At 65.8% G+C, this 22,716-nt stretch carries 19 protein-coding genes; 1 reads left to right on the top strand and 18 read right to left on the bottom strand.

Annotation, left to right across the window (positions count from 1 at the left end; all coding sequences use genetic code 11):
• Positions 1-90: 90 nt before the first annotated feature.
• The 11 genes from phoR to U4Z31_RS31475 all read right to left on the bottom strand — a co-directional run bounded on the left by phoR (position 91) and on the right by U4Z31_RS31475 (position 12,328).
• Positions 91-1,410 carry a phosphate regulon sensor histidine kinase PhoR gene (gene phoR / locus U4Z31_RS31525; protein WP_257775172.1) on the bottom strand — a complete coding sequence of 440 codons (1,320 nt, stop codon included), beginning with the start codon at positions 1,408-1,410 and terminating at the stop codon, positions 91-93.
• A gap of 57 nt (positions 1,411-1,467) precedes the next feature.
• On the bottom strand, positions 1,468-2,169 hold the full coding sequence (gene phoB / locus U4Z31_RS31520; protein ID WP_006750313.1) for a phosphate regulon transcriptional regulator PhoB: 702 nt from the start codon (positions 2,167-2,169) through the stop codon (positions 1,468-1,470).
• Between the two features lie 31 nt (positions 2,170-2,200).
• Entirely contained in the window at positions 2,201-2,905 is a 705-nt protein-coding gene (gene phoU, locus U4Z31_RS31515) for a phosphate signaling complex protein PhoU (protein WP_044844888.1), read from the bottom strand.
• An 18-nt stretch (positions 2,906-2,923) separates the two neighbouring features.
• Positions 2,924-3,772: a phosphate ABC transporter ATP-binding protein PstB gene (gene pstB / locus U4Z31_RS31510; RefSeq protein ID WP_039319486.1), complete on the bottom strand. Its 849-nt coding sequence runs from the start codon at positions 3,770-3,772 to the stop codon at positions 2,924-2,926.
• Positions 3,773-3,787: 15 nt separating this feature from the next.
• On the bottom strand, positions 3,788-4,681 hold the full coding sequence (gene pstA, locus U4Z31_RS31505) for a phosphate ABC transporter permease PstA (RefSeq protein ID WP_321801445.1): 894 nt from the start codon (positions 4,679-4,681) through the stop codon (positions 3,788-3,790).
• The gene (gene pstC / locus U4Z31_RS31500) at positions 4,678-5,661 is read right to left on the bottom strand and encodes a phosphate ABC transporter permease PstC (RefSeq protein WP_321812389.1); all 984 of its coding nucleotides are present in this window, start codon (positions 5,659-5,661) and stop codon (positions 4,678-4,680) included. The genes pstA and pstC overlap by 4 nt, the downstream gene beginning before the upstream one ends.
• Positions 5,662-5,755: 94 nt before the next feature.
• The gene (gene pstS, locus U4Z31_RS31495; RefSeq protein ID WP_124487586.1) at positions 5,756-6,790 is read right to left on the bottom strand and encodes a phosphate ABC transporter substrate-binding protein PstS; all 1,035 of its coding nucleotides are present in this window, start codon (positions 6,788-6,790) and stop codon (positions 5,756-5,758) included.
• Between the two features lie 451 nt (positions 6,791-7,241).
• Positions 7,242-8,597 carry a phosphoglucosamine mutase gene (gene glmM, locus U4Z31_RS31490; protein WP_321812388.1) on the bottom strand — a complete coding sequence of 452 codons (1,356 nt, stop codon included), beginning with the start codon at positions 8,595-8,597 and terminating at the stop codon, positions 7,242-7,244.
• A 36-nt stretch (positions 8,598-8,633) separates the two neighbouring features.
• Positions 8,634-9,575: a dihydropteroate synthase gene (gene folP, locus U4Z31_RS31485; protein ID WP_044844893.1), complete on the bottom strand. Its 942-nt coding sequence runs from the start codon at positions 9,573-9,575 to the stop codon at positions 8,634-8,636.
• 28 nt (positions 9,576-9,603) lie between these two features.
• Positions 9,604-11,499 (bottom strand): ATP-dependent zinc metalloprotease FtsH, encoded by a 1,896-nt coding sequence (ftsH, locus tag U4Z31_RS31480; protein ID WP_044844894.1) that lies wholly within the window; start codon positions 11,497-11,499, stop codon positions 9,604-9,606.
• 166 nt (positions 11,500-11,665) lie between these two features.
• Positions 11,666-12,328 (bottom strand): RlmE family RNA methyltransferase, encoded by a 663-nt coding sequence (locus U4Z31_RS31475; protein WP_044844895.1) that lies wholly within the window; start codon positions 12,326-12,328, stop codon positions 11,666-11,668.
• Positions 12,329-12,521: 193 nt separating this feature from the next.
• Between U4Z31_RS31475 and U4Z31_RS31470 the strand changes: the two genes are divergently transcribed.
• A complete protein-coding gene (locus U4Z31_RS31470; protein ID WP_044844896.1) occupies positions 12,522-13,049 on the top strand; it encodes a YhbY family RNA-binding protein in 528 nt (175 codons plus the stop codon).
• Positions 13,050-13,107: 58 nt separating this feature from the next.
• Here U4Z31_RS31470 and U4Z31_RS31465 read toward each other — a convergent pair whose 3' ends face one another.
• From U4Z31_RS31465 to U4Z31_RS31435, 7 genes are all read right to left on the bottom strand, one after another.
• Complete coding sequence (locus U4Z31_RS31465; RefSeq protein WP_044844897.1) at positions 13,108-13,566, bottom strand: DUF4149 domain-containing protein; 459 nt, start codon at positions 13,564-13,566, stop codon at positions 13,108-13,110.
• Positions 13,567-13,580: 14 nt separating this feature from the next.
• The gene (gene greA / locus U4Z31_RS31460) at positions 13,581-14,057 is read right to left on the bottom strand and encodes a transcription elongation factor GreA (RefSeq protein WP_021163362.1); all 477 of its coding nucleotides are present in this window, start codon (positions 14,055-14,057) and stop codon (positions 13,581-13,583) included.
• A 118-nt stretch (positions 14,058-14,175) separates the two neighbouring features.
• Positions 14,176-17,430 (bottom strand): carbamoyl-phosphate synthase large subunit, encoded by a 3,255-nt coding sequence (gene carB / locus U4Z31_RS31455; protein ID WP_257775178.1) that lies wholly within the window; start codon positions 17,428-17,430, stop codon positions 14,176-14,178.
• Between the two features lie 60 nt (positions 17,431-17,490).
• Positions 17,491-18,150 carry a leucine efflux protein LeuE gene (gene leuE / locus U4Z31_RS31450; RefSeq protein ID WP_321801431.1) on the bottom strand — a complete coding sequence of 220 codons (660 nt, stop codon included), beginning with the start codon at positions 18,148-18,150 and terminating at the stop codon, positions 17,491-17,493.
• Positions 18,151-18,187: 37 nt separating this feature from the next.
• Positions 18,188-19,333 (bottom strand): glutamine-hydrolyzing carbamoyl-phosphate synthase small subunit, encoded by a 1,146-nt coding sequence (gene carA / locus U4Z31_RS31445; protein WP_044844900.1) that lies wholly within the window; start codon positions 19,331-19,333, stop codon positions 18,188-18,190.
• A gap of 361 nt (positions 19,334-19,694) precedes the next feature.
• A complete protein-coding gene (locus tag U4Z31_RS31440) occupies positions 19,695-20,927 on the bottom strand; it encodes an MFS transporter (RefSeq protein ID WP_321812387.1) in 1,233 nt (410 codons plus the stop codon).
• A 152-nt stretch (positions 20,928-21,079) separates the two neighbouring features.
• Positions 21,080-22,648 (bottom strand): transglycosylase SLT domain-containing protein, encoded by a 1,569-nt coding sequence (locus tag U4Z31_RS31435; RefSeq protein WP_321812386.1) that lies wholly within the window; start codon positions 22,646-22,648, stop codon positions 21,080-21,082.
• Positions 22,649-22,716 lie beyond the last annotated feature (68 nt).

The raw sequence follows: 22,716 nt of genomic DNA, 5'->3' as shown, positions 1-22,716 counted from the left end.
CGCGCACCAAACGAAAAAGCACAGCCCGAGGGCTGTGCTTTTTTCATTCCGCCGGGGTGCCGACGTGAGGCGCCGCTTCGCGTGACGCGCTCACGCCTCGAACGCGGCCGGCCGGATCGCAATGATCCGCGAGCCCGGGAAGCGCGCGGTGAACGTGCTGCCGCGCCCTTCCTCGCTCTGCACGTACAAGTGCGAGTCGTGCCGCTGCAGCACGTGCTTGACGATCGCGAGACCGAGCCCCGTGCCGCCCGTATCGCGCGAGCGGCTGCGGTCGACGCGGTAGAAGCGTTCGGTCAGCCGCGGCAGGTCGGCGGCCGGAATGCCGAAGCCGCTGTCGGTGACGGAGAACACACCCTGCGCGCCCTCGCGCCGCCACGACACGAAAATCTTGCCGCCGTCCGGCGTATAGCGGATCGCGTTGGTCACGAGGTTCGCGAACGCGCTGAACACTTCGGTCTGCGCGCCTGTGACGCCGAGCGTCTCGTCGATCGCGAACGCGATCTCGTGATGCCCGTTCGACAGCGTCTGCGCATCTTCCTTCAGATGGTCGAACACGGCACGCATGTCGATCGCGTGATCCATCGGCGGCTTGCTTTCGCCCTCGAGCTTCGCGAGCACCAGCAGGTCGGTGACGATGTGCCGCATCCGCGACGCCTGCTGCTCCATCATCTCGAGATAGCGCGCGCGATCTTCCTCGTTCAGCGGCAGTTCGCGCATCGTCTCGAGGAAGCCCGACAGCACGGTCAGCGGCGTCTTCAGTTCGTGCGACACGTTCGCGACGAAGTCGCGCCGCATCGCGTCGGTCCGCTCGAGCTCCGTGATGTCCTGCGTGAGCAGCAGCTTGCGGTTCTCGCCGTACGGGAAAACCTGCACTTCCAGCACGTTCTGCCGCGAGTCGCCCATCCCGCGCATCACGAGCGTCTCGTCGTAATGCTGCGCGTTCAGGTAACGGACGAACTCCGGATGACGCACCAGGTTCGTGATGTGCTGGCGCAGGTCGCGCTTCGCATCGAGGCCGAAGTGCACCTCGGCGATCGCGTTGCACCACTCGATCTGGTCATGGTCGTCGAGCATCGCGACGCCGTTCGGCGACGCCTGGATCGCCTGGATGAAGCGCGAATGCTGCTGCTCGACCTGGCGCACCTGCGCATGCCACTGCTTCGCGAGCTTGTGCAGCCGGTAGTAGATTTCACCCCAGATGCCCGGTGCGCTCGGCACCTCGCCGTAGACGGGCGCATCGAGCAGACGCCACAGGCGTTGCGTATGGAAGGTGCTGAAGAAGCCCTGCGCGACCAGCATCACGGCCGCGAACCCGAGGGCCGCGGTCGGGCCGGCGAATACGCCGACCAATACGCTGATCAGCACGAGCAGCACGAGCGACACCAGAAAGCGCGCCCAGATGATGTTCATGATTCAGCGTCCGAAAGAATGAACGGCATGCCGCGGCACACGGCATGCCCGGATACGTTACGCGTGCTTGGCGAGCCGGTAGCCGCTGCCGCGCACGGTCTCGATCATCGCATCGCAGCCGGCCGGTTTCAAGGCCGCGCGCAATCGTTTGATATGGACGTCGACGGTGCGTTCCTCGACGAACACATGATCGCCCCAGACCTGGTCGAGCAGTTGCGTGCGGCTGTGCACGCGCTCCGGATGCGTCATGAAGAAATGCAGCAGGCGGAATTCGGTCGGGCCGAGATCGAGCTTGATCTCGCTGCCGTCGCCGTGCGCGGCGACCCGATGCGTGGCCGGATCGAGGCGCAGCCCGTTGATCGACACGACGTCCTCGGTCAGCTGCGGCGCGCGGCGGCGCAGCACGGCCTTGATGCGCGCCATCAGTTCCTTCGGCGAGAACGGCTTCGTCACGTAGTCGTCCGCGCCGATCTCGAGGCCGAGCACCTTGTCCTGCTCGTCGCCGCGCGCGGTCAGCATGATGATCGGGATATGCTTGGTCCGTTCGTTGTTGCGCAGGTCGCGCGCGAACGCGATGCCGGACTTGCCCGGCAGCATCCAGTCGAGCAGCACGAGATCGGGCAGCACGTCGCTGATCAGGTTCTGCGCCTGCTCCGCGTTGTACGCGCGGATCGGGCAGTGACCGGCATGCTGGAGATTCACCGAGATCAGTTCGGAAATCGCTGGCTCATCTTCGACGACGAGAATGTTGCTGGGCATCGGCACCTCTGTTCTTCCTATACGGAGTCGATTAACTGTTGGCTTCGCGATCGAGCGTGTCGCGCGGCTGGTGCCGCACGTCGGTGCCCTTCACGATGTAGATGATGAATTCGGCGATGTTCTTCGCGTGGTCGCCGATCCGTTCGATCGCCTTCGCGATGAACAGATACTCGAGGCCGACCGAGATCGTGCGCGGATCTTCCTGCATGTACGACACGAGCTTGCGCACGAACGCGCGGAATTCGAGGTCGATTTCCTTGTCGTCCTTGACGATCTGCGCGGCCGCCACCGTATCGAGGCGCGCGAACGCGTCGAGCGCGCGGCGCAGGATCGTCACGGCCATCTCGCCCGACACCTTGATCTCGGCGATGTTCACCGCACGCGCGGCCGGTTCTTCGATCAGGCGGCGCACGCGCTTCGCGATCTTCTCGGCCTCGTCGCCGGCGCGCTCGAGGTTCGTAATCGTTTTCGAAATCGACATCAGAAGACGCAGGTCGCGCGCGGCCGGCTGCCTCCGCGCGATGATGTTGCCGCACTCCTGGTCGATGTCGACTTCCATCGCGTTCAGCGTTTCCTCGGCCGCGATCACCTTCTCGGCCGCATCGCGGTCGAATTCGTTCAGCGCATGCATCGCGCCGACGATCTGCGACTCGACGAGCCCGCCCATTTCCAGCACTTTCGACGACACGGCATTCAGGTCCGCGTCGAACTGGCTCGACAGATGTTTATCCGACATGGTTGTGGTTCTCCGTCATCAGCCGAAACGGCCGGTGATGTAGTCTTCCGTTTCCTTGCGCACCGGCTTGATGAAGATCTTTTCGGTTTCGCCGAATTCGATCAGCTCGCCCAGGTACATGTAGGCCGTGAAGTCCGAGCAGCGTGCGGCCTGCTGCATGTTGTGCGTGACGATCACGACCGTGTAGTCGCTCTTCAGCTCCGCGATCAGTTCCTCGATGCGGCCCGTCGAGATCGGGTCGAGCGCCGAGCACGGCTCGTCGAGCAGCAGCACTTCCGGACGGATCGCGATGCCGCGCGCGATGCACAGACGCTGCTGCTGGCCGCCCGACAGACCGTAGCCGCTCTGGTTCAGCTTGTCCTTCACTTCGTTCCACAGCGCGGCCTTCGTCAGCGCCCACTCGACGCGATCGTCCATCTCCGAACGCGTGAGCTTTTCGAACATCTTCACGCCGAACGCGATGTTGTCGTAGATCGACATCGGGAACGGGGTCGGCTTCTGGAACACCATGCCGATCCGCGCACGCAGCAGCGAGATGTCGCGCTTGGTGGTCAGCAGGTTCTCGCCGTCCATCAGGATTTCGCCTTCGGCACGCTGCTCCGGATAGAGCGCGAACATCTTGTTGAACGTGCGCAAGAGCGTCGACTTGCCGCAGCCCGACGGGCCGATGAACGCCGTCACCTTCCCTTCGGGAATGCGCAGGTTGATGTTCTTCAGCGCGTGGAACTTGTTGTAGAAGAAGTTGAGGTTGTTGACCTCGATCTTCGCGTTCAGCGGCGCCAGCGGACGGCCATGCGCCGCATCGTGCGTGCCGGCGGGCGCAGCGGTGCGCTCGACGGGATTCAGGTGGCTTTCTGCCATATTCATCGGATTGCTCCGCCGTTACTTTTTCGAGAAGATCGAGCGCGCCAGGATGTTGAGTCCGAGCACCCCGAGCGTGATCAGGAACACGCCCGCCCATGCGAGCGACTGCCATTCGGCGAACGGGCTCATCGCGAACTTGTAGATCGTGACGGGCAGGTTGGCCATCGGCTGGCTCATGTCGACCGAGAAGAACTGGTTCGACAGGGCCGTGAACAGCAGCGGCGCCGTTTCGCCGGCGATCCGCGCGATCGCGAGCAGCACGCCCGTCACGATCCCGCCGACCGACGCGCGCAGCGTGATCTTCAACACCATGCGCCACTTCGGCGTGCCGAGCGCGACGGCGGCTTCGCGCAGCGCGTTCGGCACGAGCTTCAGCATGTTCTCCGTCGTGCGGATCACGATCGGAATCTGCAGCAGCGCGAGCGCGATCACGCCGGCCCAGCCCGAAAAGCGCCCCGACTTCGCGACGACGATCGCGTACACGAACAGGCCGATCACGATCGACGGCGCCGACAGCAGGATGTCGTTGATGAAGCGGATCGTGCTCGCCAGCAGGTTCTTCTGGCCGTATTCAGCGAGATAGACGCCCGCGAGGATGCCGATCGGCGTGCCGACCAGCGTGCCGAAACCGCACAGCAGCAGGCTGCCGACGATCGCGTTCGCCAGGCCGCCGCCTTCGGTGTTCGGTGCCGGCGTCGATTCGGTGAACAGCTGCAGCGACAGGCCGCCGACACCGAGATGCACCGTCGTGTAGAGAATCCACACGAGCCAAAGCAGGCCGAATGCCATCGCGGCGAGCGACGCGGTCAGCGCGATCGCGTTGGTCACCTTGCGCTTGCGCTGCAGGCGGTTGCGCATCGCGTCGAGCGCGGCGCCGTTCGGCCCCGGGAAATTCATGATGGGCTCGCTCATTTCTTGCCCTCTCCCTTCTCGAGACGAAGCAGCAGCAGTTTGGAGATGGACAGCACGATGAACGTGATCACGAACAGGATCAGGCCCAGTTCCATCAGGGCGGACGTATGCAGGCCCGGTTGCGCTTCCGCGAATTCGTTCGCGAGCGCCGACGTGATGCTGTTGCCCGGTGCGAACAGCGACACGCTGTCGAGCAGGTTCGTGTTGCCGATCACGAAGGTCACGGCCATCGTTTCGCCGAGCGCGCGGCCAAGGCCGAGCATCACGCCGCCGATCACGCCGGTCTTCGTATAGGGCAGCACGACCTTCCACATCACTTCCCACGTCGTGCAGCCGATCCCGTACGCCGATTCCTTCAGCAGCACGGGCGTGACTTCGAACACGTCGCGCATCACCGATGCGATGTACGGGATGATCATGATCGCGAGGATCACGCCGGCCGCGAGAATGCCGATGCCGATCGGCGCGCCGGCCGTCAGCGGACCGAGCACCCACACGTCCTTGAAGAGATGGCCGATCGGCTTCTGGAAGTATTCGGCGAAGATCGGCGCGAACACGAGCAGGCCCCACATGCCGTACACGATCGACGGAATCGCGGCGAGCAGCTCGATCGCGATGCCGAGCGGGCGGCGCAGCCACACGGGCGACAGTTCGGTGAGGAACAGCGCGATGCCGAAGCTGACCGGCACCGCGATGACGAGTGCAATCAACGACGTCACGATCGTGCCGTAGATCGGCACGACTGCGCCGTAGACATCCGAGTTCGGATCCCACTCGGATTGCCACAGGAAGCCGAGGCCGAACTTCTGGATGGTCGGCAGCGACGCAATGATGAGGGAAACGATGATCCCGCCCAGCAGCAGCAGGGTCACGATCGCGGCGAGCCGTGCGAGGCCGCCGAACAGAACGTCTCCGAGACGGCTCGGCGCGCGTTGCTGCGCGGCATCGGCCCGGGAGGACGTGTACGAAATATCAGACATGGGCGCCTGTTCTGGATCGCCGGGCGCCGTAACGCCCGGCCTTACCGCACACACTGCCCGGCCGGCACGACCGGGCAGCGAACCGCTGGATGGCTTACTCTGCGGCGACCGGCTTGCCCGATGCGTCCGTCACCTTCGTCTTCCACTGCTTGCGGATTTCCGTCTCGACCGATGCCGGCAGCGAGATGTAGTCGAGGCTGTCGGCAGCCTTCTCGCCGTTCTTGAACGCCCAGCTGAAGAACTTCAGCGTTTCGGCGCCCTGCTCCGGCTTGTCCTGCTTCGCGTGCAGCAGCACGAACGTCGCGCCGACGACCGGCCATGCTTCCTTGCCCGGCTGGTTCGTCAGGATCTGGTAGAACGACTTCGACCAGTTCGCGCCTGCAGCAGCGGCCTTGAACGTTTCGGTCTTCGGCTCGACCACCGTGCCCGTCGAGTTCTTCAGGGCCGTGTAGATCATGTTGTTCTTCTTCGCGTACGCCCACTCGACGTAGCCGATCGCGCCCGGCAGGCGCTGCACGAACGCCGCGACGCCGTCGTTGCCCTTGCCGCCCGTACCCGTCGGCCAGTTGACCGTCGTGCCTTCGCCGATCTTCGACTTCCATTCGTCGTTGACCTTCGACAGGTAGTTCGTCCAGATGAAGCTCGTGCCCGAGCCGTCAGCGCGGCGAACGACCGCGATGTCCGTATCCGGCAGCTTGACCTTCGGGTTCAGCGCGGCGATCGCCGGGTCGTTCCACTTCTTGATCTTGCCGAGATAGATGTCGCCGAGCACCGGGCCCGACAGCGTCAGTTCGCCGGCCTTCACGCCCGGCACGTTGATCACCGGCACCACGCCGCCGACCACCGTCGGGAACTGGAACAGGCCTTCCTTCGCGAGCTCGTCATCCTTCAGCGGCGCGTCCGAACCGGCAAAATCGACCGTCTTCGCGACGATCTGCTTCAGGCCGCCCGACGAGCCGATACCCTGGTAGTTCACCTTCGCGCCGCCGGACTGCTGGTAGTCCGCAGCCCATTTCGTATAGATCGGCATCGCGAACGTGCTGCCTGCGCCCGTGATGTCGGCAGCTTGCGCGGCGACTGCGAAAAGCGCGCCAGCCAGGCCGGCAATCGCGGTTTGCATCAATTTCATGAGACCTCCAGTGTGTGAGCGGATGACTACGGCACCGCGAAGGTTAGGGGCTCCTCATGACGATAATGTGACAATCGATGAAACTGGCGTGACAGTAACATGACTGGTTGAAAGGGTGTAGCGGGCCCGGTTCGGGCAGCCGCACGAGCGCGGCGTGGCGGGGTTGGCGGCAAGAATTGCCGGTCGGGAAGAGGTAGATTGGTACCCGCCGATGCGGGGTGCGAGCGGATCGTATCGCAGCGCACGCCGGTCGGAAAGCCCCTTGCGCGGCTGTCGCGATTCAGGGTCGGAGTGTGTGTTTGATCAGACGAAATCCGCGTCGAAAGCGCCTTCTATTTAATAGCGCAAACCTTTGCGTCTGACGAATTGCGGCGCCCGCAGGCGCCGCATGTCAAATCACCGGAGCGGCGGCGCATACGGCCGGACCGTCGCGCGCCGTCGCCGAGCCGGTTCAGGCCGTCGCCGCGCGCACCGCGTCGGCGATCGCTTCCGCGTGACGCGTCGCGTCGGCCGCATGCCGGGCCTCGACCATCACGCGCAGCACGGGCTCGGTGCCCGACGCGCGGATCAGCACGCGGCCGTGACCGGCCAGCGCGCCTTCGGCCGCGTCGATCGCCGCACGAATCGATGCGTTGCCCTTCCAGTCGGCGCCCGGTTTCATCCGCACGTTGATCAGCTTCTGCGGGAACAGCGTGACGCCGTCGAGCATCTGCGCGAGCGTGCGGCCGCTGCGCTTGAGCGCGGCCAGCACGAGCAGCGCCGACACGATGCCGTCGCCGGTCGAATGGCGGTCGAGCGACAGGATGTGGCCCGAGCCTTCCGCGCCGAGCAGCCAGCCGCGCTCGCGCAATTGTTCGAGCACATAGCGGTCGCCGACCGCCGCGCGCACGAATTCGACGCCCTCACGCTGCAGCGCAACTTCGACCGCGAGGTTCGTCATCAGTGTGCCGACCGCGCCGTCGACCTTGCCAACGGTCGCGATGCGGTCCTTCACGAGCACGTAGAGCAGCTCGTCGCCGTTGTACAGCCGGCCGGTCGAATCGACGACCTGCAGGCGGTCCGCATCGCCGTCGAGCGCGATGCCGAGGTCCGCATGGTTCGCCCGCACCGCGCGCACCAGTGCATCAGGCGCGGTGGCGCCGACGCCGTCGTTGATGTTGAAGCCGTTCGGCGCGACGCCGATCGGGATCACTTCCGCGCCGAGCTCGTGGAACACGTGCGGTGCGATCTGGTACGCGGCGCCGTGCGCGCAGTCGATCACGAGCTTCAGCCCGCGCAGATCGTAGGCGGCCGGAAACGTGCTCTTGCAGAACTCGATGTAGCGGCCGGCCGCATCGTCGAGGCGGCGCGCCTTGCCGAGCCGGTCCGACGATGCGCATTCGAGCGGCTTGTCGAGCCATGCCTCGATCTCGGCTTCCGTTTCGTCGGGCAGCTTGTTGCCGTCGGCGGAGAAGAACTTGATCCCGTTGTCCTGGTACGGGTTGTGCGATGCGCTGATCACGACGCCGGCCGACAGGCGCAGCGCGCGCGTCAGGTACGCGACGCCCGGCGTCGGCATCGGGCCGGCCAGCATCACGTCGACGCCGGCCGCCGAGAAGCCGGCCTCGAGCGCGGCCTCGAGCATGTAGCCAGACACGCGCGTGTCCTTGCCGATCAGTACCGTCGGCCGTGCACCGGCCGCGACGTCGGCCGCACCGGCCAGTACCTTGCCGGCTGCATAGCCGAGACGCAACACGAAATCAGGCGTGATGGGCGCCTCGCCCACCGTGCCGCGAATGCCGTCCGTGCCGAAATATCGACGTCCCATGGCGAACCTTCCTCCTTCGTCTTTCTGATTTCTGACTTATCGTTGCCGCGCGGCTTCGCGCACGGCGTTCCAGACCTTCAACGCATCAACCGTCGCCGCGACGTCGTGCACGCGCACGATCGCAGCTCCACGCTCGAGCGCGCACAACGCGGCCGCCACGCTCGCCGCGACGCGTTCCATCGGCGGCTTGCCGCCGATCACCGCGCCGAGCATCGACTTGCGCGACATGCCCGCGAGAATCGGATACGCGCGCCCGTCGGGCCGCGCCGGCGCCGTGTCCGGCAACGCGGCCAGCAGCGCGTAGTTGTCGTCGACCACCGCCTTGCCGAACCCGAAGCCCGGGTCGACGCAGATCCGTTCCGGCGCGACGCCCGCGTCGCGCAGCGCCTGCGCGCGCGCGGCGAGAAAATCGCGCACGTCGCTCACGACGTCGCCGTAATCGGGCTCGCCGACCTGCATCGTCTGCGGCTCGCCGAGCATGTGCATCGCGCACAGCCCGCTGTTACCCTCGCGCACCGCATCGATCGCGCCCGGCTGACGGAAACCCCAGATGTCGTTGATCAAGTCCGCGCCGGCAGCGAGCGCCGCGCGCATCACGGCCGGCTTGTAGGTGTCGATCGACAGCGGTACGTTCAGCGGCCGCAACGCTTCGACCAGCGGGATCACGCGCGCGAGTTCCTCGTCGAGCGGCACGGGCGGCGCGCCGGGACGCGTCGACTCGCCACCGATGTCGATCAGGTCGACGCCTTCGGCGATCATCCGCTCGGCCTGGCGCAGCGCATCGTCGCGCGCGAGGAAGCGGCCGCCGTCGGAGAACGAATCGGGGGTGGCGTTCAGAATGCCCATCACGAGCGGGCGCTCGAACGTCAGGGAGAAACGGCCGCACTGCAGCGGCGCGGGAATGGATGCTGAAACAGCGGAATCGGGCACGGGCGGGAGGCGTTGATGAATGCAAAACGGGCCGGTGTGAAGCCACACCAGCCCGTGAACGGTGCTACGGCAAAGGTCAGGCCGGCGAAGCAGGCGCCGGCGCGTTGCCGGGCTTCACTTCGGCGGTGGTGCCGCCGCCCGACGAATCGCCGCCGACAGCCGGCGAACTCTTCGGCGAGCGCGGCGGACGCCCTTCCATGATGTCGTTGATCTGATCGGCGTCGATCGTTTCCCACTCCATCAGCGCGGCCGTCATTGCCTCCACCTTGTCGCGGTTCTCTTCGAGCAGGCGGCGTGCAAGGCCGTACTGTTCGTCGAGCACGCGGCGGATTTCGCCGTCGACCTTCTGCTGCGTCGCTTCCGAGATCGTGCGCGTGAAGCCTCGGCCGAACGGGCCGTTGTCGCTCTCGTCGTCGACGTAGACCATCGGCCCGAGCGCGTCGGTCATGCCGAAACGGGCCACCATCGCGCGTGCCGTCTGCGTCGCCTTGTTGAAGTCGTCCGACGCGCCGGTGCTGATCAGGTTCAGGAACAGCTCCTCGGCCACGCGGCCGCCGAACAGGATCGCCAGGCGGTCGAGCAGGTAATCCTTCGAATACGTCTCGTTGTCATGCTCCGGCAGTTGCCACGTGACGCCCAGCGCGCGACCGCGCGGGATGATCGTGACCTTGTGCACCGGGTCGGCCTTCGGCAGCAGCTTCGCGATCACCGCGTGGCCCGACTCGTGGTAAGCCGTCGCGCGCTTCGCTTCCTCGCGAATCACCGCCGACTTGCGCTCCGGACCCATGAAGATCTTGTCCTTCGCGTCCTCGAAATCCTGCATCTCGACGATGCGCTTGCCGCGGCGGGCAGCGAACAGCGCCGCTTCGTTCACGAGGTTCGCGAGATCGGCGCCCGAGAAGCCCGGCGTGCCGCGCGCGATGACCGCTGCGTCGACGTCGTTCGCGATCGGCACCTTGCGCAGGTGCACGCGCATGATCTGCTCGCGGCCGCGAATGTCCGGCAGGCCGACATAGACCTGGCGGTCGAAACGGCCCGGACGCAGCAGCGCCTTGTCGAGCACGTCGGAACGGTTGGTCGCGGCGATCACGATCACGCCCGAGTTCGCTTCGAAGCCGTCCATCTCGACCAGCATCTGGTTCAGCGTCTGCTCGCGCTCGTCGTTGCCGCCGCCCATGCCGGCGCCGCGATGACGGCCGACCGCGTCGATTTCGTCGATGAACACGATGCACGGTGCGTGCTTCTTCGCCTGCTCGAACATGTCGCGCACACGGGCCGCGCCGACGCCGACGAACATTTCGACGAAGTCGGAACCCGAGATGCTGAAGAACGGCACCTTCGCTTCACCGGCGATCGCGCGGGCGAGCAGCGTCTTGCCGGTACCCGGAGGGCCGACGAGCAGCACGCCGCGCGGAATGCGACCGCCCAGCTTCTGGAATTTCTGCGGGTCGCGCAGGAAGTCGACGAGCTCGGACACTTCTTCCTTCGCTTCGTCGCAGCCCGCGACATCGGAGAAGTTCACCGCGTTGTTGTTCTCGTCGATCAGCCGCGCACGCGATTTCCCGAACGAGAATGCGCCGCCTTTGCCGCCTCCCTGCATCTGCCTCATCATGTAGAACCAGAACACGATGATCAGGATCGTCGGCCCGAGGTAGTACAGCGCGGACATCAGCGCGTTCGGCTCGTCGTCGGCCTTGCCGCTGACCTGCACGCCGTACTTCATCAGATCGCCGACCATCCAGATGTCGCCGGGCGACACGATCTGGTATTTCTGGCCATCAGCCGGAGTGACGGTGAGGTTGCGCCCCTGAACGATGACGTTCTTGACCTTGCCGTTCTTGGCGTCGTCCATGAACTGCGAATAGGACACACCTTCCTGGACGCGGGGCTTGTCGAACTGCTTGAACACCGTAAACAGCACCAGTGCGATCACCAGCCACACTGCTGCCTTCGAAAACATATTGTTGTTCAAAGCACCACTCCTTCACTCGTAGACGAGCGCCTACATTTTCCTTGCGGCGCTCCTCGGTCATTCTAATCCAGTCCGACCACCCCTGCCATAAGGATTGACAACCGCCGCGATAGCGCTTCGCTTGTCTGGCAAGGGCCGGAGCCCGTTTGCGGCACGCCGCTGCGCGTCAGCGCGGATGCTTCAGATGCCGACCCAAAATGAACGTTTCGGACGATTTGTCGCGGGACGCCTTCGGCTTGCGCGGCGCGACAGTCTTAAACTGCTGTTTGAACTTTTCGACGATCTGGCTGTAGCCGCTGCCGTGAAAGCACTTCACGAGCAGCGCACCGTCCGGCTTCAGATGATTCTGCGCGAATTCGAGCGCCAGATCGCACAGATGCTCGATGCGCGCCGCGTCCGCCGAGGCCACGCCGGAAAGGTTGGGGGCCATGTCGGAAATAACAAGGTCCACCGCGCGACCTTCGAGCACTTCTTCGAGCCGGTGGAGGACCTCGTCTTCGCGGAAGTCGCCCTGCAGGAAGTGGACGTCGGCGATCGGCTCCATCGGCAGGATGTCGAGCGCCACGATCGTGCCGTCGATGCCGCCTTCGCGCTCCGCGTCGCGCTTCTTGCCCTGCGCGAGCTTGTTGCGGGCATACTGGCTCCAGCTGCCCGGCGTCGCGCCGAGGTCGACGATCACCTGGCCCGGACGGATCAGCTTGTCCTGCTCGTCGATTTCCTTCAGCTTGTACGCGGCGCGCGCGCGATAGCCCTCCCGCTGCGCCATTTTGACGTACGGGTCGTTGATGTGGTCGTGCAGCCAGTGCTGGTTAAAGCGGTTTTTTGCCATTCGAGAGAGAGATTGCTGCTATTTGCTTCGTGAAGCCGTGCTTTTGGCGGATAATACGCGTCTTCTTCGCGCGGCTGCGGCCCCTTCCGGGCCCAAGCCGCGATTTTACGTGGTTTCGGCGCGCGGCTGATGCGGTAACTTCCCGCGATTCGCTTCTGACGCAGCGCGCCCCTATTTAGATTTCGACATTTCCATGCCCGCCCTTTCGCTTTCCCCCGCCGAGCGCTCCGCGCTGCGCTCCCAGGCCCATGCGCTCAAGCCCGTCGTGCTGATCGGCGCCGAAGGGCTCACCGACGCCGTGCTGAAGGAAATCAAGGTGCACCTCGCTGCGCACCAGTTGATCAAGATCCGTGTGTTCGGTGACGAGCGCGACGAGCGCGTCGCCATTTACGACGAGATCTGCGACCGCCTGAACGCGGCGCCGATCCAGCACATCGGCAAGCTGCTGGTGATCTGGAAGCCCGAGGCTGCCGTGGCGGCCCCGGCCCGCGGCCGTCGTGCCGGCGCGCTGCCGAGCGCGGCCGAAGCCGTCGACGACAAGAAAGGCCGTGCACCGCGCACCGTCAAGGTCGTCAAGGTGTCGCCGAACGCGAGCCCGGTGCGCCGTCCGCGGCCGGTGAAGGTCACGGTGCGCGGCAACGAGCGCGTGACGGCAGGCGGCACGGTGAAGCGCGCGAAAAAGCGTCAGGCCAGCACGAAGCGGCCGCACCAGGGCAAGTAATCCCGCCGCGCGGCACGGGGCACCCCGTGCCGCGTTGCCCGCGCGGCGCTCAGGCCATTCAGGCGTCTTGCGCCGGCAGACGCCAGATCAGCATCAGCCCCAGCACGCTCTCGACGAGATAGAACAGGCTCGAGACGCCGTGCAGCATCCCGAAGCGGCTCGCATACGGCGAGTTCGCGATATCGGTGCCCGCCTCCATCGCGGCCACCCGCAGCGCGTTCATGAACGGCTGCAACGCAAAATACCCGACCAGCACGCACGCGACCATCGCCGCGACGATCCAGCGCACGCGACGATAATCGCCGCTGCCGCGCCGCACCTGCTGGTTCGACAGCGCGAGCAGCAGCACGCCGCATACGACACCGAGGATCGCCTCGATGCGGAACAGCTGGGCGGCGACCGAGCCGGCCGTCATCCGCTCCAGCGTCCTGAACAGCACGGGCGCGACCGCATACCCGATCGTCAGCAGGCTGCCGACCCACACGGCCGACAGCAGGCGGAACACGCGATGCGGCATCACGTCGCCCCGCTTCAGATATAGCTGACCGAGATGATTTCGTACTCGCGCACGCCGCTCGGCGCCTGCACGGCCGCGACGTCGCCTTCGGACTTGCCGATCAGCGCGCGCGCGATCGGCGAGCTGACCGAGATCAGGCCGTGATCGATATCGGCTTCGTCGTCGCCGACGATCTGGTACTTGACGGTGTCGCCGGACTCGAGATCCTCGAGTTCGACCGTCGATGCGAAGACCACGCGGCCTTCGGCGTCGAGCACGGTGGGATCGATGACCTGCGCGGCCGACAGCTTCGATTCGATTTCCGCGATGCGACCCTCGATGAAGCCCTGTTTTTCTTTCGCAGCGTCGTATTCCGCGTTTTCGGACAGATCGCCCTGTGCGCGGGCCTCCGCGATCGCGTTGATCACGGCCGGCCGCTCGACGGACTTGAGACGCTGCAATTCATCGCGCAGTTGCTCTGCGCCACGCTTTGTCAACGGAATGGTGCTCATAAACGGCTCAATCGCTAAAAACGGCTATAAAAAAAATCACCGCGATTAAACGTATTTCCGGTGAACCGGAAACACCGCTTAATCGCGGCACGTGTTGCTTCGACAGGTAACTGACTGCTTAGTTTAGGCGAGCGTGAAGACCTTGTAAATCATAGACTTCCAGATCCTTCAGGTAGCGCAGGCCTTCGACGGCCGCGCGCGCGCCGGACATCGTCGTGTAGTACGTGACCTTGTGCGCCTGCGCGCTCATGCGGATCGAACGCGAATCGGCGATCGCCTGGCGCGTCTCGTCGACCGTCGTGAACACGAGTGCGATCTCGCCGTTCTTGATCATGTCGACGATGTGCGGACGGCCGTCCTTCACCTTGTTCACGACCTTCACCGGCACGCCGGCCGCTTCGATCGCGGCAGCCGTGCCCTTGGTCGCGACGATCGGGTAGCCGAGGTCGTGCAGCATGCGCGCGACTTCGACCGCCTTCGGCTTGTCGGCATCCATCACGGTCAGCAGCACCGTGCCCGACTCCGGCAAGCGCGAACCGGCCGCAAGCTGCGACTTGAACAGCGCTTCGCCGAAGGTCTGGCCGACGCCCATCACTTCGCCGGTCGAACGCATTTCAGGCCCGAGGACCGGATCGACGGTCGGGAACTTGACGAACGGGAACACCGCTTCCTTCACGCTGAAGTACGGCGGCTCGACTTCCTTCGTCACGCCCTGCTGCGCGAGCTTCTGGCCGACCATCGCGCGCGCCGCGATCTTCGCGAGCGGCAGGCTGGTCGCCTTCGACACGTACGGCACCGTGCGCGACGCGCGCGGGTTCACTTCGAGCACGTAGATGATGTCCTGCTTCGAGCCGTCCGCCTGCGGCACCTGCTGGATCGCGAACTGCACGTTCATCAGGCCGACCACGTTCAGCGCCTTCGCCATCGCGCCCGTCTGGCGCTTCAGCTCGGCCACGGTTTCCTTCGACAGCGAGTACGGCGGCAGCGAGCATGCCGAGTCGCCCGAGTGGACGCCCGCCTGCTCGATGTGCTCCATCACGCCGCCGATGAACACCGACTCGCCGTCGCAGATGCAGTCGACGTCGCATTCGATCGCGTCGTTCAGGAAGCGGTCGAGCAGCACCGGCGAATCGTTCGACACCTTCACGGCCTCGCGCATGTAGCGCTCGAGGTCGCGCGGCTCGTGGACGATTTCCATCGCGCGGCCGCCCAGCACGTACGACGGACGCACGACGAGCGGGTAGCCGATTTCGGCCGCCAGCGCGAGCGCTTCTTCTTCGGCGCGCGCGGTGCGGTTCGGCGGCTGGCGCAGGCCGAGGTCCTGCAGCAGCTTCTGGAAGCGTTCGCGGTCTTCGGCCGCGTCGATCATGTCCGGCGACGTGCCGACGATCGGCACGCCGTGCGCCTCGAGGTCGAGCGCGAGCTTCAGCGGCGTCTGGCCGCCGTACTGGACGATCACGCCGACCGGCTTTTCCTTGTCGACGATCTCGAGCACGTCTTCCAGCGTCAGCGGCTCGAAGTACAGGCGGTCGGACGTGTCGTAGTCGGTCGACACCGTTTCCGGGTTGCAGTTGACCATGATCGTTTCGTAACCGTCCTCGCGCATCGCGAGGGCCGCATGCACGCAGCAGTAGTCGAACTCGATGCCCTGGCCGATCCGGTTCGGGCCGCCGCCCAGCACCATGATCTTCTTGTTGGTGGTCGGCTGCGCCTCGCACTCTTCCTCGTAGGTCGAGTACATGTAGGCTGTCTTGGTCGCGAACTCGGCCGCGCAGGTGTCGACGCGCTTGTAGACCGGGCGCACGTTCAGTTCGATGCGGCGGCGACGGACGTCTTCCGGCGTCGCGCCGAGCAGCTTCGCGAGGCGGCGGTCGGAGAAGCCGCTCTGCTTCAGGAAGCGCAACTCGTCGAACGTCAGCGACGCGAGCGTGCGGCCCGCGAGCGCCTTTTCCTTCAGGATGATCTGCTCGATCTGCTCGAGGAACCACGGGTCGATCGCGGTTTCCGCGAAGATTTCCTCGGCCGTCATGCCGATGCGGAACGCATCGCCGACGTACCAGATGCGGTCCGGGCCCGGCTCGTGGATCTCGATCGCGATCTCGTCGCGGTCGGTCGACTTCTCGTCGAGACCGTCGACGCCGACTTCGAGGCCGCGCAGCGCCTTCTGGAACGATTCTTGGAACGTGCGGCCGATCGCCATCACTTCACCGACCGACTTCATCTGCGTGGTCAGGCGCGAATCGGCTTCGCGGAACTTCTCGAACGCGAAGCGCGGGATCTTCGTGACGACGTAGTCGATCGTCGGCTCGAACGACGCCGGCGTCTGGCCGCCGGTGATTTCGTTCTTCAGCTCGTCGAGCGTGTAGCCGACCGCCAGCTTCGCCGCAACCTTCGCGATCGGGAAGCCGGTTGCCTTCGACGCAAGCGCCGACGAACGCGACACGCGCGGGTTCATCTCGATGACGACCATGCGGCCGTCCTTCGGATTGATCGAGAACTGCACGTTCGAGCCGCCCGTGTCGACGCCGATCTCGCGCAGCACCGCGAGCGATGCGTTACGCAGGATCTGGTATTCCTTGTCGGTGAGCGTCTGCGCCGGCGCGACCGTGATCGAGTCGCCGGTGTGCACGCCCATCGGGTCGAGGTTCTCGATCGAGCACACGATGATGCAGTTGTCGGCGCGGTCGCGCACGACTTCCATCTCGTATTCCTTCCAGCCGAGCAGCGATTCCTCGATCAGCAGCTCGCGCGTCGGCGACAGGTCGAGGCCGCGCTTGCAGATCTCTTCGAATTCTTCGCGGTTGTATGCGATGCCGCCGCCCGAGCCGCCGAGCGTGAACGACGGACGGATCACGACCGGGTAGCCGCTGCCGCCGGTGCCGGCCATGATCTCGGCGTGCACCTGGGTCGCTTCTTCCATCGAGTGCGCGATGCCCGACTTCGCGGAACCGAGACCGATCTTGGTCATCGCTTCCTTGAATTTCTGGCGGTCTTCCGCCTTGTCGATCGCTTCCGGCGACGCGCCGATCAGCTCGACGCCGAACTTCTCGAGCACGCCGTGGTGGTGCAGGTCGAGCGCGCAGTTCAGCGCGGTCTGGCCGCCCATCGTCGGCAGGATCGCGTCCGGGCGCTCCTTCTCGATGATGCGTGCGACCACTTCCCACGTGATCGGCTCGATGTACGTGACGTCGGCCGTGTTCGGGTCGGTCATGATCGTCGCCGGGTTGCTGTTCACGAGGACGACCTTGTAGCCCTCTTCACGCAGCGCCTTGCAAGCCTGCGCGCCCGAATAGTCGAACTCGCAAGCCTGGCCGATGATGATCGGGCCGGCGCCGATGATGAGGATGCTTTTGATGTCTGTGCGTTTTGGCATGGCTTGTGAATTCAGTAAGTAATCTTTGTCGTGGCGTTGTCGTCGGTCGGCAGGCCGCGCTCAGCTCATGGTGGCGAGCGCGAGCTTCACCGAGAAACCGATGAACAGGCCGCCCACGCTGCTCGCCGCGCCCGCCGCGAGCCTGCGGCGGCGGCGGAAATGCTCGGCGAGCCGTGCGCCCGCGAAGATCAGCGTGCTCAGGTACAGGAAGCTCGCGCATTGCGCGATCGCCCCGAGCACGACGAACGACAGCGCGGGATGCGGGAAGGCCGGGTCGACGAACTGGATGAAGAACGAGATGAAGAACAGGATCGCCTTCGGATTCAGGAGGCTCACGATCAGCGCCTTGCGAAACGGCCGCTCGCCGTCGACCGCGGGCGCTGCCTCGGCCGGCGCATCGCCACGCGCGCGCAGCTTCTGCCACGCGCTGCGCAGCATCCCGGTGCCGATGTACAGCAGGTAAGCGGCGCCGCCGTACTTCACGACGGAGAACAGCAGCGGGTTCGCCTTCAGCAGCGACGCGACGCCCGCGGCGGACAGCACCATCAGCACCGTATCGCCGACGAACACGCCGCAGGCCGCGCGATAGCCGGCCTTCACGCCGCGCTGCGCCGCGAGCGACAGCACGTACATCGAGTTCGGCCCCGGCAGCAGGATGATGAAGATCACGCCGAACACGTAGGTCCAGATATCCGTGATGCCGAGTGCGTGGCCGAACATGATGCGAATCTCCCGTTCTTCGGTTGCTTCAGTTGCGTCAGGCGTTGCGCTGCTTCGCCGCGTCCATCAGTGCGGTGAAACGGTCGAACAGATAGCCGATGTCGTGCGGGCCGGGCGACGCTTCCGGGTGGCCCTGGAAGCAGAATGCCGGCTTGTCGGTCAGCTCGAAGCCCTGCAGCGTGCCGTCGAACAGCGACACGTGCGTCACGCGCGCGTTGGCCGGCAGCGAATCCGCGTCGACCGCGAAGCCGTGGTTCTGCGACGTGATCACCACGCGACCGTCGCCGAGATCCTTCACCGGATGGTTCGCGCCGTGGTGGCCCGTCTTCATCTTGAGCGTCTTCGCGCCGACCGCGAGGCCCATGATCTGGTGGCCGAGGCAGATGCCGAAGGTCGGCACGCCGCGCTCGATGAACTGCTTCGTGGCCGCGATCGCGTAGTCGCACGGTTCCGGATCGCCGGGGCCGTTCGACAGGAAGATGCCGTCCGGATTCAGCGCGAGCGCATCTTCCGCGCTCGCTTGTGCCGGCAGCACCGTCACGTGGCAGCCGCGCTCCGCGAGCATGCGCAGGATGTTGTACTTGACGCCGAAGTCATACGCGACGACGCGGTACTTCGGCGCTTCCTGCATGCCGTAGCCGCTGCCGAGGCGCCATTCGGTCTGCTTCCACTCGAACGGCTTGGTGGTCGACACGACCTTCGCGAGATCCATGCCCGCGAGGCCCGCGAACGAGCGCGCGAGCTCGATCGCCTTCGCCTCGTCGTCCGAGCCGGCCAGGATGCAGCCGCTCTGCGCGCCCTTGTCGCGCAGGATCCGGGTCAGCTTGCGGGTATCGATGCCGGCGATCGCGACGACGCCTTCGTCGCGCAGGTAATCGCCGAGCGTGCGGTCCATGCGGAAGTTCGATGCGAGCGTCGGCAGATCACGGATGATCAGGCCGGCGGCATGGACTTTCGTGGCTTCGACGTCTTCGGCGTTGACGCCGACGTTGCCGATATGCGGGTAGGTGAGCGTGACGATCTGACGCGCGTAGCTCGGATCGGTCAGGATTTCCTGATAGCCGGTAATCGCGGTGTTGAACACGACTTCACCGATCGTGTGGCCTTCGGCCCCGATCGAATAACCACGAAAGACCGTGCCGTCGGCGAGTGCAAGCAAGGCGGGAGAAAAAGACGGCAACACGGGAGGCTCCTTGGGGAACACCCTGCTGCCGACCTGTTTACCCTGCCGCGCGAGCGCCGCGCTGCGTAGGCGCGCGGAATCGCTAGCTGGACGCGACCTGCGTTGTCGAGACGCGAACCCGGCGCGTGGCGCACGAGGCTTCGCGGCATCGCCCGACAGGCGGCGTGCGGCGGATGAACGGGATGAGTGAGGTAGGCGCTAGGGTGCGAGGTTGATCAGCACAAACTTTCAAATTATAGCCCGAAAATGGCCTTATCTTCAATCGATATGGCCGTCCGATCGTGCATGCGGCGCGCGTGACGGCGCGCGGTCGCGCACGACACTCGTTGCTGCGGCCCCGTTTCCGCAGCCGCCCCACCCGTCAGCGTACCGCCGGATCAACGTGCTTGCCAGCGCTGCGCGCGGGCCACACGCACCAGACCGCGCTCGCGAGCTGCAGCGCGAGCAGCACGCTCCACGCGGTGACGTGCGCGGCGGCCGGGTAATGGCCGTCGATGGCCGGCCAGTGCGACAGCACCGCGCCGATGCCGATCTGGAACGCAAAGATCAGCACGAAGATCACGAGCGTCAGCGTCGTATTTGCGCGGCCGATCAGATGCGCCGGAAAGTGACCGGCCAGCACCGCGTAGGTCAGGATCCCGACGCCGCCGAACATCCCGTAGGCCGCCCACAGCACGGCCGGCGGCAGCGGCACGCGCGCGACGATCGCGCCCTGCGTGGCGACGAACAGCGCCATGCCGATGCCGCAAAATGCCTGGACGGACACCCCGCGGCGCTCGAGCACGCGCGCCGCCGCGCCGAAGCCGACGCAGCCCGCCATCATCGCGAAGCCGAGCACCGACACGAGCCGCGCGGCGTGCTGCGCATCGAACCCCGCGACGTCGCGCAGGTACGGGCCGACCCACAGCGACTGCATCGCATAGAACACGCCCTGCGTGACGATCGAGAACGACGAGATCTTCCAGAACGCACGGCTGCCCAGGATGTGCCACGTGCCCTTGAACTGGCTGACGATCCCGCCCTGCTGACGCGGCCGCTCGGCTTCCGGCGCACCGAGGCCGATCGCGGCCGCGACGACGATCGTCAGCACCGCGAGGCCGCCGCAGATCACGCGCCAGCTCGTCACGCCGAGCAGCCAGGTCAGCGGCGAGCCGACCGCGACGCCGCCCAGGCCGCCGACCGCCATCACGAGGCCGTTGACGAGCGGCAGCCGGCCGACCGGAAAATGCTGCGCGAGCGCCTTGAACGCCGCGCCGAGACACACCGACACGCCGACGCCGATCAGGAGCCGGCCGACCATCATCGTGCCGAGGTCGTGCGCGATGCCGAACACGGCGGCGCCGGCTGCCGCGAACAGCAGCATCCCGGCCGCCACACGGCGCGGGCCGAAATGGTCGAGCAGCACGCCGGCCGGAATCTGCGCGCCGGCGAAGCCGAGGAAATAGAGACTGGTGAGCAGCCCGAGATCGGCGGCCGACAGCCCGAGCTCGTGCGTGACGAACGGCGCGAAGCCGAGATTGACGCCGCGGAACACGTACGACACGAAATATCCGATCGCAAACAGCGCGAGCACCCTCACCTGCACCGACGACATCGCTTCTCCTTGTGACTGCGCGCAGCGGCGGCCGCGCTGCCGCGCACAAACGAAAACGCCGTCACCTCGGTGACGGCGTTGCTACGCGTTTCGTCGGATGATAACGCAATCGCGCGCCCCGGTCGGGCCGCCGCGCCGCGATCGCGGCCGCGTTACTTCTTGCCCTTGTGCGCAGCGGCCTTCGGTGCAGCCTTCGCGGGCGCGGCCTTGGCCACGCGGGCCGCCGGCTTCGCGGCACCGTGCTTCGCGCCGCGCGACTTGCCGCCGACCGACAGGCTCGCGCGCTCGATATGCGCGCCGGCGGTCGACGTCGCGATCCGCTCCGGCCCCGGCTCGGCCGGCACCGCGCGGCCGACCGGCACGTGCAGCACGAGCGCCTGGCCCGGCATCGCGAGATCGCGATGCGTGCGGTTCCATGCCTTCAGCTGCGCGACCGACACGCCGTAGCGGCCGGCGATCGCCGCCATCGACTGCTTGCGGCGCACGCGGATCAGCATCTTGCGCGTGTCGGGCACGTCGGGCTCCATCGCGAGCACACCGTTTTCCGCGACGTCCGCGCTGATGTCCTCGTCGTCGTCATCGCCGCGCGGCACGACGATCGTCGAGCCCGGCTTCAGGCGCATGCCGGCCGGAATCTTGTTGACCGACATCAGCGTGTCGGCGTCCACGCCGATCTTCTCGGCGATCGCGGCCGGGCGCGCGCGCTCGCTCACCGTATAGGTGGTCCACGTCGACAACTGGCCGTTGTAGGCCTTCAGGTTCTTCTCGAACGCCGCCGCGTTGTCGAACGGCAGCAGGATCTGCGGCTCGGTCGCGCCGAGGATCACCGGCTTCGCGAACGACGGGTTCAGCGAGCGGAACTCGTCGAGCGACAGATTCGCGAGCTTCGCGGCCACCGCCACGTCGATGTCGCGCGCCGTCGTGACCGTCACGAAATACGGGTGGTTGGGGATCTCCGGCAGCGTCAGGCCGAACTGCTGCGGATTCGCGATGATGTTCTTCACCGCCTGCAGCTTCGGCACGTAGTTGCGCGTCTCGTTCGGCATCCGCAGGCTCTGGTAGTCGGTCGGCAGGCCGGCCGCCTGGTTGCGCGCGATCGCGCGCTGCACGTTGCCTTCGCCCCAGTTGTACGCGGCCAGTGCGAGATACCAGTCGCCGAACATGTCATGCAGGCGCGACAGGTAGTCGAGCGCGGCGCTCGTCGACGCGAGCACGTCGCGACGCTCGTCCTGCCACATGTTGCGCTTCAGGTTGTACGTGCGGCCCGTGCCCGGCATGAACTGCCACATGCCGGCCGCCTTCGCGACCGACAGCGCCTGCGGATTGAACGCGGACTCGATGAACGGCAGCAGCGCGAGCTCGGTCGGCATGTGGCGCGCCTCGAGCTCCTCGACGATGTGATAGAGGTACTTCTGCGAGCGCTCGGTCATGCGCTGCACGTAATCGGGACGCTGCGTGTACCAGGTCGTCTGCATGTCGACGAGGTCGCTCTGCAGGTCGGGCATCTGGAAGCCGCGGCGAATGCGGCCCCAGAGATCGGAGTCGGCACTGGTCAGGTCGCCGACGGATTGCTTGTCGACGTCGACAGTTTCTTTGGCGGTGGCTGATTTACGGAGGTAGTTGGACGTCGCCTGCGAATCGGCGGCGTTGTTGGCGACAGGGGCCTGGCTCGCGCAAGCGGCGAGCAGCAGGACCACCATCGCACTCAATATAAGTCGCATGAAAATCTCGGCTTCCGACGGCTGGAAATTGCTGGCGATACTACGGAAGTGCGTGCTTCACGTCAATA

This window comes from Burkholderia sp. BCC1985 (genome assembly GCF_905339915.1).
In the GTDB taxonomy this organism is placed as follows: Bacteria; Pseudomonadota; Gammaproteobacteria; order Burkholderiales; family Burkholderiaceae; genus Burkholderia.
Note: the sequence above shows the minus strand (reverse complement) of the source record. Positions and strands in the feature narration are given on the sequence as shown.